At 75.1% G+C, this 12,291-nt stretch carries 15 protein-coding genes; 9 read left to right on the plus strand and 6 right to left on the minus strand.

Annotation, left to right across the window (positions count from 1 at the left end):
• The first annotated feature begins 59 nt into the window (after positions 1-59).
• Positions 60-1,214 (plus strand): ABC transporter ATP-binding protein, encoded by a 1,155-nt coding sequence (locus ACZ3ZD_RS13685; RefSeq protein WP_467396292.1) that lies wholly within the window; start codon positions 60-62, stop codon positions 1,212-1,214.
• Between the two features lie 34 nt (positions 1,215-1,248).
• Here the strand turns inward: ACZ3ZD_RS13685 and ACZ3ZD_RS13690 are convergent, their stop codons facing one another.
• From ACZ3ZD_RS13690 to ACZ3ZD_RS13700, 3 genes are read right to left on the minus strand one after another with little or no spacing between them, the layout of a single operon-like run.
• Positions 1,249-2,199 (minus strand): ABC transporter substrate-binding protein, encoded by a 951-nt coding sequence (locus tag ACZ3ZD_RS13690; protein WP_467396294.1) that lies wholly within the window; start codon positions 2,197-2,199, stop codon positions 1,249-1,251.
• Positions 2,196-2,867: an ABC transporter permease gene (locus ACZ3ZD_RS13695; RefSeq protein ID WP_467396295.1), complete on the minus strand. Its 672-nt coding sequence runs from the start codon at positions 2,865-2,867 to the stop codon at positions 2,196-2,198. Before ACZ3ZD_RS13695 ends, ACZ3ZD_RS13690 begins: the two co-directional genes overlap by 4 nt.
• On the minus strand, positions 2,864-3,544 hold the full coding sequence (locus ACZ3ZD_RS13700) for an ABC transporter permease (RefSeq protein ID WP_467396297.1): 681 nt from the start codon (positions 3,542-3,544) through the stop codon (positions 2,864-2,866). The genes ACZ3ZD_RS13695 and ACZ3ZD_RS13700 overlap by 4 nt, the downstream gene beginning before the upstream one ends.
• Before the next feature lie 130 nt (positions 3,545-3,674).
• Between ACZ3ZD_RS13700 and ACZ3ZD_RS13705 the strand changes: the two genes are divergently transcribed.
• On the plus strand, positions 3,675-4,655 hold the full coding sequence (locus ACZ3ZD_RS13705) for a D-cysteine desulfhydrase family protein (protein WP_467396299.1): 981 nt from the start codon (positions 3,675-3,677) through the stop codon (positions 4,653-4,655).
• Positions 4,656-4,752: 97 nt separating this feature from the next.
• Here ACZ3ZD_RS13705 and ACZ3ZD_RS13710 read toward each other — a convergent pair whose 3' ends face one another.
• Complete coding sequence (locus ACZ3ZD_RS13710; RefSeq protein ID WP_467396301.1) at positions 4,753-5,109, minus strand: cupin domain-containing protein; 357 nt, start codon at positions 5,107-5,109, stop codon at positions 4,753-4,755.
• A gap of 324 nt (positions 5,110-5,433) precedes the next feature.
• Between ACZ3ZD_RS13710 and ACZ3ZD_RS13715 the strand changes: the two genes are divergently transcribed.
• From ACZ3ZD_RS13715 to ACZ3ZD_RS13745, 7 genes are all read left to right on the plus strand, one after another.
• Positions 5,434-5,865 carry a hypothetical protein gene (locus tag ACZ3ZD_RS13715; RefSeq protein WP_467396303.1) on the plus strand — a complete coding sequence of 144 codons (432 nt, stop codon included), beginning with the start codon at positions 5,434-5,436 and terminating at the stop codon, positions 5,863-5,865.
• Positions 5,866-5,928: 63 nt separating this feature from the next.
• A complete protein-coding gene (locus ACZ3ZD_RS13720) occupies positions 5,929-6,594 on the plus strand; it encodes an RNA polymerase sigma factor (protein ID WP_467396305.1) in 666 nt (221 codons plus the stop codon).
• Complete coding sequence (locus ACZ3ZD_RS13725) at positions 6,591-6,932, plus strand: hypothetical protein (RefSeq protein ID WP_467396307.1); 342 nt, start codon at positions 6,591-6,593, stop codon at positions 6,930-6,932. Before ACZ3ZD_RS13720 ends, ACZ3ZD_RS13725 begins: the two co-directional genes overlap by 4 nt.
• A 109-nt stretch (positions 6,933-7,041) precedes the next feature.
• On the plus strand, positions 7,042-7,470 hold the full coding sequence (locus ACZ3ZD_RS13730) for a helix-turn-helix domain-containing protein (RefSeq protein WP_467396309.1): 429 nt from the start codon (positions 7,042-7,044) through the stop codon (positions 7,468-7,470).
• Between the two features lie 112 nt (positions 7,471-7,582).
• Complete coding sequence (locus ACZ3ZD_RS13735; protein ID WP_467396311.1) at positions 7,583-7,861, plus strand: DUF5134 domain-containing protein; 279 nt, start codon at positions 7,583-7,585, stop codon at positions 7,859-7,861.
• 92 nt (positions 7,862-7,953) lie between these two features.
• Entirely contained in the window at positions 7,954-9,192 is a 1,239-nt protein-coding gene (locus ACZ3ZD_RS13740) for a cytochrome P450 (protein WP_467396313.1), read from the plus strand.
• Positions 9,193-9,278: 86 nt separating this feature from the next.
• A complete protein-coding gene (locus ACZ3ZD_RS13745) occupies positions 9,279-10,268 on the plus strand; it encodes an NAD-dependent epimerase/dehydratase family protein (RefSeq protein ID WP_467396315.1) in 990 nt (329 codons plus the stop codon).
• Between the two features lies 1 nt (position 10,269).
• Here ACZ3ZD_RS13745 and ACZ3ZD_RS13750 read toward each other — a convergent pair whose 3' ends face one another.
• Positions 10,270-11,379, minus strand: coding sequence for a sensor histidine kinase (locus ACZ3ZD_RS13750; protein WP_467396317.1), 1,110 nt, complete (start codon positions 11,377-11,379; stop codon positions 10,270-10,272).
• 1 nt (position 11,380) lies between these two features.
• The gene (locus ACZ3ZD_RS13755; protein ID WP_467396319.1) at positions 11,381-12,181 is read right to left on the minus strand and encodes a response regulator transcription factor; all 801 of its coding nucleotides are present in this window, start codon (positions 12,179-12,181) and stop codon (positions 11,381-11,383) included.
• Between the last annotated feature and the right edge of the window lie 110 nt (positions 12,182-12,291).

The raw sequence follows: 12,291 nt of genomic DNA on the forward strand, positions 1-12,291 counted from the left end.
GTCCGCCGGTCGGGGCACGAGGGGATGAGGGCGGGGGCCCGCTGCCGTAGCGTGGGGGGATGATCCGGTTCGAGCAGGTCACCAAGCGGTACCCGGACGGTACGACCGCCGTGGACGACCTCTCCTTCGAGGTGTCCGAGGGGGAACTGGTCACCCTCGTGGGACCGTCCGGGTGCGGCAAGACGACCACGATGATGATGGTGAACCGGCTCATCGAGCCGACCTCGGGCCGGATCCTCGTCGGCGGCGAGGACATCGCGACCGTCGACCCGGTGCGGCTGCGCCGCCGGATCGGGTACGTCATCCAGCAGGTGGGCCTCTTCCCGCACCGCACCGTCCTGGACAACACGGCGACCGTGCCCGCGCTGCTCGGCTGGAAGCGGGCGAAGGCGCGGGCGCGGGCGACCGAGCTGCTGGACCTGGTGGGCCTCGATCCGAAGACGTACGGGCCGCGCTACCCGGAGCAGCTGTCCGGCGGGCAGCGGCAGCGGGTCGGCGTGGCGCGGGCGCTGGCCGCGGATCCGCCGGTGCTGCTGATGGACGAGCCGTTCGGCGCGGTCGACCCGGTGGTGCGCGAGCAGTTGCAGGACGAGTTCCTGCGCATGCAGGCCGCGGTGCGCAAGACGGTGCTGCTGGTCACGCACGACATCGAGGAGGCCGTCCGGCTCGGCGACCGTATCGCCGTGTACGGGCAGGGCCGTATCGAGCAGTTCGACACGCCGGGCGCGGTGCTCGGGTCGCCCGCCACGCCGTACGTCGCCGGGTTCGTGGGCGCCGACCGGGGGCTGAAGCGGTTGTCGGTCACCACGATCGAGCCGGACGATCTGGAGCAGCCGCCGGTGGCCCGCCTGGACGAGCCCGCCGGGCGTGCGCAGGAACGGCTGCGGGCCCAGGGCGCCCGGTGGGCGGTGGTCCTGGACCAGGGCGGTGATCTGCACGGCTGGGTCGGCGTCGAGGAACTGGTGGCGGGCGGCACGGTCGGGGAACTGACCCACCGGATGACCGCCTGGGTCCCGGTCGGCGCCCCGCTGAAGCAGGCGTTCGGGGTGATGCTCCAGTACGACGCCGGGTGGGTCGCCGTGCTGGAGGGGGCCCGGTTCCTCGGTGTGCTGACCCCGGCGAAGCTGCACGAGGCGCTGCGCCGCTCGGTGGACGCGGACGCCCGCGGTGTGGCGCGCGGGCAGGTGCCGTTCGACTCGGTGTCGGAGGCGTGAGGCGCGCGGCTCGTGGCGTGAGGCGCGCAGCGGCCTACTTGAGCAGGCCCTTGTCCTGGAGGTAGCGGTGGGCCACGTCGGCGGGCAGCCGGCGCCAGCTGTCGACCTGCCGGTTCATGTCGGCCAGGTCGCTCGTGGTCAGGACGGTGTTGAGCCGGCCGAGCGCCTGCGCCACGCGCCCGCCGCCCGCGCGGGAGCGGTTGACGACCGGGACGACGTAGTCGGCGTTCTGCAGGTGCTTGTCGTCGTCGAGCAGGACCAGGCCGAAGGAGCCGAGGGTGGCGTCGGTGGTGGTGGTCAGCACCATCTGGTCCCGGCCGGTCTGCACGGCCCGCTTGGCCTGGGTGGTGCCCACGCCCTTGGGATCGATGCCGGTGATGTCGATGCCGTAGACCTTCCGCAGGCCCGGCTCGCAGTACGGCCGCTGTACGCACTCGTCGCCCGCGGCGAGCCGTACCTTCAGTCCGGAGGCGCCGAGGTCGCTGAGGGTGGCGAGGTGGTGCCGGCGTGCGTAGGCGGCGGTCACCGCGAAGGCGTTCTGGTCGACGGCCCGGCCCGGCGGGAGGACGGTGAGGCCTCGGGGTGCGGCGAGGGCGCGCAGGGCCTTCATGGTGGCGCCGAGGTCGGGTGAGCCGACGGGCCGCGCGCCGGCGCCGTGCGTCTTGGCGTTCAGCCAGTCGGCGAAGGTGGCCGCGTACTCGGGCACGACGTCGATCTGGCCGGATTCCAGGGCCGGTTCGTACAGTTCCCGGTTGGCGACGGTGAGGAGGGACGTCTGGTATCCGGCGTGGTTCAGCAGCTGGGCGTAGAGCTGGGCGAGCAGGTCGCTCTCGGTGAAGCCGGCCGAGCCGACGGTCAGGTGGTGGCTGTCGCCGGGCGGTGCGGTGACCTGGCCGCGGTGCTCCAGGGCCGGGCCGGTGGCGCAGCCGCTCAGCACGAGGAGCGCGAGGAGCATGAGCGCGGCGACGGCCGTACGCCCCCTCATCGGCCGCCCCTGAGCCAGAACGGTGCCAGCCGCTCGACGGCCTCGAAGACCCCCTCGACCAGGAGGGCGAACACGGCGACGAGCAGCGCGCCCGCGACCACCTGCGGGGTGCTGGCGAGGTTGAACCCCGCGGTGATGATCCGGCCGAGGCCGCCGCCGCCCGCGAGCGCGGCGATGGTGGCGGTGGCGACGAGCTGGACGGCGGCGATCCGTACCCCGTTCAGCACCAGGGGGAGCGAAAGGGGCAGTTCCACGTGAAACAGTACCTGCCGCCCGGTCATCCCCATGCCCCGGGCGGCCTGCACCACGCTCCGGTCGACCTCGCGCATGCCGACGTAGGCGTTGGTGAGCAGCGGCGGTACGGCGAACAGCACCAGCGCGACCACCGTCGGGCCCTCGCCCCACCTGCCGACGGGGGTGAGGAGCAGCAGCACCAGGACGGCGAAGGTGGGCACGGCCCGGCCGACGTTGGAGATGTTCACGGCGAGCGCGCCGCCCTTGCCGAGGTGGCCGAGGACGAGGGCGACGGGCAGCGCGATCAGACAGCTGAGCAGCAGGCAGACGACGGTGAGCAGGAGGTGCTGGAGCAGCCGGTGCCGGATGCCGTCGTCGCCCGGCCAGTGCGCGGGGTCGGTGAGCCAGTCCCAGGCGGCGGCGAGGGCGTTCATCCGCGGGCCGCCCGCGTCCAGGGGGTGATCAGCCGCTGCACGGCCAGCAGGAGCAGGTCGGCGGCGACGGCGATGACCACGCACAGCACGGACGCGGTGAGCACCTGGGCCTTGAAGTAGGTGTTCATGCCCGCGTAGATGAGGTTGCCGAGGCCGCCGAAGCCGACGATCGCGCCGACGGTGACCAGGGAGACCGCCGAGACGGTGGCGATGCGCAGGCCGGCCATCGCGGCGGGCACGGCGAGGGGCAGCTCTACGGTGAGGAGCAGGCGTACGGGGCCGTAGCCGAGGCCGAGCGCGGCCTGCCGGGTCTCCTCCGGGACCGCGCGCAGCCCGGCGAGGATGTTCCGGACGAGCAGGGTGAGCGAGTACAGCACCAGCCCGGCGACGACCAGGGTGGCCGAGAGGCCGTAGAGGGGCAGCAGCAGGGAGAACATGGCCAGCGACGGGATGGTGTAGAGGATCGTCGTGACCGCGAGGACCGGACCGGCCGCCCAGCCCCAGCGGCGGGCCAGCACCGCGAGCGGCAGAGCGACGACCAGGCCGATCAGGACCGACAGGAACGTCAGCTGGAGGTGCTGGACGACCGCGTCGAGGAGGATCTGCCGGCGGCTGCTCAGATAGGCGCCACAGATCCACTCGTTACGGGCGAGGCAGTCGTCCGGGGGCGCGGTCACGGCTCCATTGGACGGGGCGGCGCGGCGCGTCGGCGCGTTGGACTGCACCGTCCGGGGGGTGGGCCTCCCGGCCGGCGGGGGCCGTGATCCACTGGGGTCATCGCCGGATACGACCCGAGGACGCGTCGCCATGACTCACCCGCCCGTACCGCTGGGCACCTACCCCACCCCGCTGGAAGCGGCGCCCCGGCTGGCCGCGGCGCTGGGGCTCGGGCCGGACGACCTGTGGGTGAAACGGGACGACCTGACCGGTCTCGGCGGCGGCGGGAACAAGATCCGCAAGCTGGAGTGGACCCTGGGCGCGGCCCTCGCGGAGGGCGCGGACACGCTGGTGACCACCGGTGCCCCGCAGAGCAACCACGCCCGGCTGACCGCCGCCGCGGGCGCCCGGCTCGGTCTGTCGGTCGTCCTCGTGCTGCGCGGCTCCCCGGGCGTCTCCCGTTCCGGGAACCTGGCTCTCGACGGTCTCTTCGGGGCCCGGCTCGCCTGGGCCGGCCAGGTGGACCGGGCCGGGCTGGACGCGGCGGCGGCCGAGGTCTGCGCGCGGCTGCGGGCGGGCGGTGCCCGTCCGGCGCTGATCCCGTTCGGCGGTTCCGGCGTCCTGGGCGCCCGCGGCTATCTGCGCTGCGGGGCGGAACTGCGCGAGCAACTGCCGGACCTGCGTACGGCGGTGGTGGCGCTCGGCTCGGGCGGCACGATGGCCGGCCTGGTCGCGGCCCTGGGCTGCGGGGCGGTGCTGGGCGTCGACGTGGGCGCGCTGGCCGACCCGGCCGCGGCGGTGGCCGAGTTCGCCGCGCCGCTCACGACGGAGGAGGTCGCACCGCGGGGGCTGCGGATCCGCCGGGACCAGGTGGGCGCCGGGTATGCGACCCTGACCGGCCCGGTACGCGAGGCGCTCCGGCTGGCCGCCCGCACCGAGGGCCTGGTCCTGGACCCCGTCTACACCGGCCGGGCCCTGGCCGGCCTGCGTGCCGCGATCGCCGACGGCACCGTCCGCCCCGGCGAGAGGACGGTCCTCCTGCACACCGGCGGCCTCCCGGGCCTGTTCGGCCACCCGGACGCCGTCGGCTTCGCGGAGGAAGGGGCGGGGGCGTTCGACGCGCCAGGCTGACGGGGGCCCTGGGACAGGCCGCCGGGCCGTACCGGACGCGGTCCGGTACGGCCCGGTGACTCACCACCCGCGGACGGATACCGCGGTCGATGTGCGGCTAGCCCTTCGCGTACTCGTTCGCCATCGTCCCGGCGAAGTCCAGGACGACGACCTGCTCGTCACCGACCACCCAGGCGTCGTGGCCGGGCGGGCAGACGAAGACGTCGCCCGGGCCGACCTCGCCCTCGCCGCCGTCGTCCATGCGGAGATGCAGCCGCCCCTGCACCACGTATCCGTTGTGGTGGACCATGCAGCTCTCGGTGCCCGCGATCGGCGCCACGGACTCCGACCAGCGCCACCCCGGTTCGAACGTGCCCACCGCGAAGTCGAGCCCGGTCAGGTGGAGGGCTTCGAGGTGGCCGCGGGGGAAGTCGCGCCGTTCGTCCGGCTTCTCGACCGTCTTCACTTCCAGCATGACGGTTTCCTCCCTTCCGGCCGCTGACCGCGGCCGGGGCCGGCCTCCGTCCCCCGGCGGCCTCGGACGGCACCGGCGCTGCGGCGGCGGCCGTATCCCACACGACCATCGTCAGCCTGGCGACCCGGCTCCGCCATCCCGCGCACGCGGGACAACGATGTCGCGTCGAGCCGCCTCCGCCCCGGCCCGATGACCGAACCGCGGGGACGCGGGACGCGGGAAATTCGTTCGTCGTCGCCTGCAACCTCGCCCGGGGTCGGGCGTCTGTCGGGGTGGAGGCCTCCACTTCGTCCAGATGTCCGATCCGAACCACCGAAGGAACCCATGTCCGCACACCGAACCCCGCGTCCGTACCGCGTCCGTCGACTGCGTGCCGCCCTGGGGGTCTCCGCCGTGGGCGCGGCCCTGGCCGTCGCCGGCACGCTGACCGCCCAGGCGGCCCAGGGCGACAGCCACCCGGCGGAGCGGCCCGCCCCCGCACCGGCGCACGCCCACGCGTCACCCTCCCCGGTACCGTCCCCACCCCGCACCTCCACTCCGTCCCCGGTGCCCTCGCCCGTGCGCCCCACGAGCCCCGCGCCCGCACCCACCGCGGCCACCCCCTCCCCCGTTCCGTCCCCACCCCGCACCGCCACCCCCTCCCCCGTGCCGGCCACCCCGCGCCCGGTGCCGTCCCCCTCCTCACCCCGGCACCCGGCGCCCGTACCGCATCCCCACCGTCCCGCCACGCCGGCGCCGGTTCCGCAGCAGCACTGAGGCAGGGCCGGGTGTCAGGGGAGCCGTCGCGCGGCGGCTCCCCGCACCCGGCCCGGGAGAGTCATGACGACAGCGACACCACCGGCGACGGCCCTGCCCTGGGAGCGGACCGGTCCCCCAAAGCGCCCCGCCCCCTGGCGACGTCTGGCACGGGCCCTGCCGGCCCGGGTCCTCGCCCGGGTCCGCACGGACACGGCCCCCACGGCAGCGTCCGGCACCGGGTCCGCCGCCGTTGCCGGGCCCCCGCCGGACATCGAGGAGCTGTACCACCACCGCCGGCTGTCCCTCGTACGCCTGGCGGTGCTGCTCGTGGACGACCTGCCGACGGCGGAGGACGTCGTACAGGACGCGTTCACCGCGCTGTTCCGGCGCCACGGCCACCGGCTCGCGGCGCTGGACGATCCCGAGGCGTATCTGCGGACCAGTGTCGTCAACGCGGCCCGTTCGGTGCTGCGCCGGCGCCGGACCGTACGCGCGCACACCCCCGAGCCCGAGGGGCACGCGCCCGCCCCGGAGGAGGACGTACTGCTGCACGAGGACCACCGGGAGGTGCTGGCGGCGCTGCGCACGCTGACCCGGCGTCAGCGTGAGGTGCTGGTGCTGCGCTACTGGTCGCATCTGACCGAGGCCGAGATCGCGGCGACGCTCGGTCTGTCGCGCGGGGCCGTCAAGTCCACGGCCAGCAGGGCGCTCGACGCCCTGGGCCGGCGTCTGGAGGGGTTGCGATGAACGAGTCCGGTACGGGGACCACGGCGACGCCGGTCGAGGAGCGGCTGCGGGCCGCCCTGGCGGCGCGGGCGAACGCGATCGGCCCGGCCGTCCTACGGCCCCTGCGTCCGCCGGCCGTCGCGGTGCGGGCCCGATGGGTGCGCCGGGCGGCGGCGGGCGTGCTGGCCCTGGCCGCCGTGGCCGCGCTGCTGTTCCTCACGTCACGCGGCGGCCCCTCCCACCCGGCCGAACCGGCCCGCTCCCCCCACCCCTCGGCCGGCACCCCGACCCCGACCCCGACCCCGAGCCCGCCCCGCCCGTCCACCCCCGAGCCCTCCCCGAGCACACCGCACCGGTGACCGCGGCCCTGCCGGCCGCACACCCGGACGAAGCCCCGCCGGGGGCGCCGCTGGGACCGTCGGGAACCCCGTGCCCGTCAACATGAAGTCAAGCGACGCGGAACCGACGATGACGATCGGCGAACTCGCCGAACGGTTCGGCCTGCGCCCCCATGTGCTCCGGCACTGGGAGTCCAGCGGGCTGCTGTCCCCCGCCGAGCGGGTGAACGGCAGGCGCCGCTACACCGAGCGCCACATCGCCCGCGTGGCGATGATCGTGCGGGGCAAGGCCGCGGGCTTCAGCCTGGAGCAGCTGCGGGACGTCCTCGACGCGAGGGACGCCGACGCCCGGCAGACCCTGCTGCGCGCCCACTACGAGGAGTTGCAGCGGCGCATCCAGGAGATCGAGGCGTCCCGCACCCTGCTCGAGCACGCGATGAGCTGCCGGGCACACGACTTCACCGAGTGCCCCGGCTTCAGCCGCCTGGTGGAGTCGCTGAACGAGGGCCCGCAGGCCGCGAAGGCGTACTCCGAGGAGCTGCGCGGGCACGCCCACTGAGTTCCGCGCCGCGCGCAGGAGCCGCGCGGGCAGGCCCGACCGACGGTCCGCGGGGCCGCTTCGGGGCGGCGTTCGCCGCGGCGGGCCTGGGCGCGCTGGTGGCCGCGAGCGCGTGGCACCAGCGCGTGCACCATGCCGTCGGGGCGCTCGCGATGGTCCACATGGCGCTGGCGATGCCCGCCGGGGGGCACGGCACGGGCATGGCGCACGGCGTCGGGCGGACGTGACCGGCGCCCTGCTCGCCTACTTCGCCGGCTACGTCCTGTACGCCGGGGCCACCGTGGCCGGGCCCCCACCGGCCGGCTCCCCCGCGCCGCCCGGCCTCTTCGTGACGCGCGCCTGCCGCACCGCGATGGCCTTGGCGATGCTCACCATGCTCGCGGCCGGCTGAAGGGCGTCCGTGCTGCGAGGCCCGCCGGCCTCCCGCATAGTGGTCGGGGTGGCCTCTTCCAGGGCGCCCGACATCGTTGTCCGGGAGGCCGTATGTCGTTCCAGGACCAGTTCGAGGACCAGGTGCGGGACCAGTCGGTCCCGCGTTGCCCCTTCGACTTCGCCGACGCGCTGGATTTCGACCCGGAGCTGGCCGCGCTGGCGCGGGGCGGCCCGGTCAGCCGGATCCGGTTGCCCTACGGCGAGGCGGAGGCGTGGCTGGTGACCAGCTTCGCCGGTGTGCGCCAGGTGACGTGCGACCCCCGGTTCAGCCGGGCGGCGATCGTCGGGCGGGACTACCCGCGGATGACGCCCGAGCCGATCGTGTCACCGGAATCGATCAACGTGACGGACCCGCCGCACGTCACCCGGTTGCGCCATGTGACCGCCCAGGCGTTCACGCGCGAGCGGGTGGCGGCGATGCGGCCGGCCGTGGACAGGGTGGTGGCCGGGCTGCTCACGGCGATGGCCGAGGCCGGGCCGCCCGCGGATCTGGTGACGCACCTGTCGGTGCCGCTGCCCCACCTGACGATCTGCGAGCTGCTCGCCGTCCCCGAGGCCGACCGCGACCGGTTGCGGGACTGGACGATGCGGCTGCTGGCCACCTCCCCGGACGCCCGGCAGGACGCGGCCGACGCCAAGGCCCACCTGCGCGCGTACTTCGCCGCGCTGATCCCGGCCCGGCGGAGCGCGCCGGGTGAGGACCTGCTGAGCGCGATGGCCACGGCCGAGGTGCCCGACGGCGAGGAGCCGCTGAGCGACGACGAGCTGGCGGTGCTGGCCGTGACGCTGATCCTGAGCGGCAACGACACCGCCACCTGCCAGATCAGCAACATCGCCTATCTGCTGCTGACCCGGCCCGAGGAGATGGCCGCGCTGGCGCGCGAGCCCGAGCGGTTCCCGGGCGCGCTGGAGGAGCTGCTGCGGTTCATCCCCTTCCGCAAGGGCGTGGGCATCCCGCGGATCGCGCTGCGGGACGCGGAGATCGAGGGGACCGCCATCAGCGCCGGTGACTACGTGCACGTGTCCTACCTGGCGGCCAACCGCGACCCCGCCGTCTTCCCGGACCCGCACCGGCTCGACCTCGAACGGCCGGTGCACCCGCACATGACGTTCGGCTGGGGCGGCCACCACTGCCTCGCCGCGCCGCTGGCCCGGGCGGAGCTGGACAGCGCGGTCAGCGGCCTGCTGGCCCGCTTCCCCGGGCTGCGCCTCGACGTCTCCCCCGACGCCGTCCGGTGGGACACCGGCACCATCCGCCGCTTCCCGCTGAGCCTGCCGGTCACCTGGTGACCTCCTTGCCCGTGCGGGGCTTACGGAGTGGTGACGTGCGGGCGCGGCCCCCTGGAGGCACGCCCTTACGGCCCTAGCGTGGGCGTATGCGTGTACTGGTCACCGGCGGTGCCGGGTTCATCGGGTCCCATGTCGTTCAGGCGCTGACGGCGCGCGGGCACGAGGCGGTCGTCTTCGACGTGCGGGCGGATCCGGGTGCGGACGTCCGCGATCCGGTGGCGGTCGCCCGGGCCGTGGCCGGCGTGGACGCGGTGTGCCACCAGGCCGCGATGGTCGGCCTCGGGACGGGTTTCGGGGACGCGGTGGAGTACGTCTCCCGCAACGACCTGGGCACCGCCGTCGTGCTCGCCGCCATGGCCGAGGCGCGGGTACGGCACCTCGTACTGGCCGGTTCGATGGTGGTGTACGGCGAGGGACGGTACGTGTGTCCGCGCGACCGGGTGGTACGGCCGGGGCCGCGGACGGTCGCCGACCTGGACGCGGGGCGGTTCGAGCCGAGGTGCCCGGTGTGCGGTGCCCAGCTCGCTCCGGGACTGGTCGGGGAGGACGCGCCGGCCGATCCGCGCAACGTGTACGCCACGACCAAGCTGGCGCAGGAGCACCTGGCCGCCGCCTGGGCCCGGTCGACGGGCGGCTCCGCGGTGTCGCTGCGCTACCACAACGTGTACGGGCCCCGGATGCCCCGCGACACCCCCTACGCCGGTGTCGCCTCCTTCTTCCGGTCCGCGCTCGCCCGGGGTGAGGCGCCCCGCGTGTTCGAGGACGGGCGGCAGCGCCGGGACTTCGTGCACGTGCGGGACGTGGCCGCCGCCAACGTCGTGGCGCTGGAGGCCCGTTGCGCTCCGGGTGTGCTCACCGCGTACAACACCGGCAGCGGCGAGCCGCACACCGTCGGGGAGATGGCCCGCGCGCTGGCCGACGCCTGCGGCGGGCCCGCGCCGGTGGTCACCGGGGAGTACCGGCTGGGCGACGTACGGCACATCACGGCCGACTCCTCCCGGCTGCGCAGCGACCTGGGCTGGAAGCCGGAGGTCGGTTTCGCGGAGGGCATGCGGGAGTTCGCGGTCTCAGGATGAGTCAGCGGGCCGCGGGCAGGGTGACCTCGAAGCGGCAGCCGCCGGGGATGTTGTGCACGGTGGTCCGGCCCCGGTGGGCCTCGACGATGCCGCGCACGATGGCCAGGCCGAGGCCCGCGCCGGCCGGCGGGGTGCGGGCGTGGCTGCCGCGCCAGCCGGTGTCGAAGACGCGGGGCAGGTCCTCCTCGGGGATGCCGCCGCAGCCGTCCGTCACGGAGACCACCACGCCGTCGGACGAGCGCGCGGCGGCGACGGCGACCGTGCCGTCGGCGGGCGTCCGGTGGATGGCGTTGACCAGCAGGTTGCCCAGGACGCGGCTCATCTCCTTGGCGTCGACCTCCACCGGTACCGGCTCGACCCGGTCGCCGACCAACCGGACGCCGTGGGCGCGGGCGAGCGGGCCCGCTCCGGCGAGGGCGTCGCCGACGAGGTCGTACAGCGAGATGCGGGACGGGGTCAGCGGGAGCGTGCCGGCGTGGATGCGGGAGAGCTCGAAGAGGTCGCCGACCATGTCGTTGAGGCGTTCGACCTCGGTGCGGATCTGTTTCAGGTAGCGGTCGGTGTCGTCGGCGACGCCGTCCTCCAGCGCCTCCGACATGGCGCGCAGTCCGGCGAGCGGGGTGCGCAGGTCGTGGGAGATCCACGCGACCAGTTCCCGGCGCGAGGTCTCCAGCAGGCGTTCCCGTTCCCGGGATTCGGCGAGCCGCGCGCTGGTGGCCGCCAACTCGCGGCTGAGTTCGGCCAGTTCGGCGGTGGTCGGGGCCGCGGGTGCGGCGAAGTCGCCGGCTTCGCCGAACGAGCGCGCCGCCAGGACGAGTTCGTGGCTGCGGGCGACGATCCAGCGGCCCAGCAGCAGGGCGGTCGCCAGGGAGACGACGGCCGCCATCGCGACGACCGTCGTCACCACGGTCAGGTCGTGCGGGGAGAGGAACATCGCCCAGGCGACCGCGAGGGTGCCGGTGAGCACGCCGCCGACGCCGACCGCGGCGACGACGGCGAGGGACGCGGTGAGCGTGCGGCGCCGCAGCAGCCGGAGCGCGGCGGCTCCCGCGAGGCCCGTGACGGCGGCCCCGGCGAAGGCGTACAGGGCGATGAGCAGGGTGGCGCGCATGTCAGTCCTCCTCGCCCGGGCCGCTCGGGTCGAAGCGGTAGCCGACGCCCCACACGGTCTGGATCAGGCGCGGCCGGGCCGGGTCGTCCTCGATCTTGCCGCGCAGCCGGCGGATGTGGACCGTCACGGTGGAGAGGTCGCCGAAGTCCCAGCCCCACACCTCGCGCATCAGGTCCTCCCTGCTGTACGCCCGCCCCGGGTGCCGCAGGAAGAAGGCGAGCAGGTCGAACTCCCGCAGAGTGAGGGCGAGTCCGGTGCCGTTCTTGGTGGCGCGGCGGGCGCCGGGGTCGACGGTGAGACCGGCGGCGGCCAGCGGGCCGGCGGTCACGGCGGGGCGGGCGCGGCGGAGCACCGACTGCACCCGCAGCACCAGTTCGCGGGGGCTGAACGGCTTGGTCACGTAGTCGTCGGCACCGACCTCCAGACCCAGGATGCGGTCGTCCTCGTCGCCGCGGGCGGTGAGCATGACGACCGGTACGGCGGCCCGCGCGCGCAGCCTGCGGCAGACCTCCAGGCCGTCCATGCCGGGCAGCATCAGGTCGAGGACCACCAGGTCCGGCCAGTGCGCGGCGGCGCGGACGAGCGCGGTGGGGCCGTCGTCGGCCCGGTCCACGACGTACCCGGCGCGGCCGAGGTAGCCGGCGACGACCTCGGCCACGGTGGCGTCGTCGTCGACGACCAGGACCCGCGCGGCACCGGCGGCGGACGCCGGGTCTGTCGCGGAGCCGACGGCGGGGGGCCGGTCGGCCGGGGCGGTCCGGTCGGTGGTCGTGCCCGTGCCGGGCGGGTGCGGCTGCTGCATGGTCCCAGCCTCGCACCGGGCCGCCGCGGGTGTCGCTCCCCCGGCCCGCCGACGGCCCCGACGTCCGCGTTTCGTAAGGAGCACCCGCCCGATATGTCCGCTTCCCGTTC

This window comes from Streptomyces sp. NPDC023481 (genome assembly GCF_055560195.1).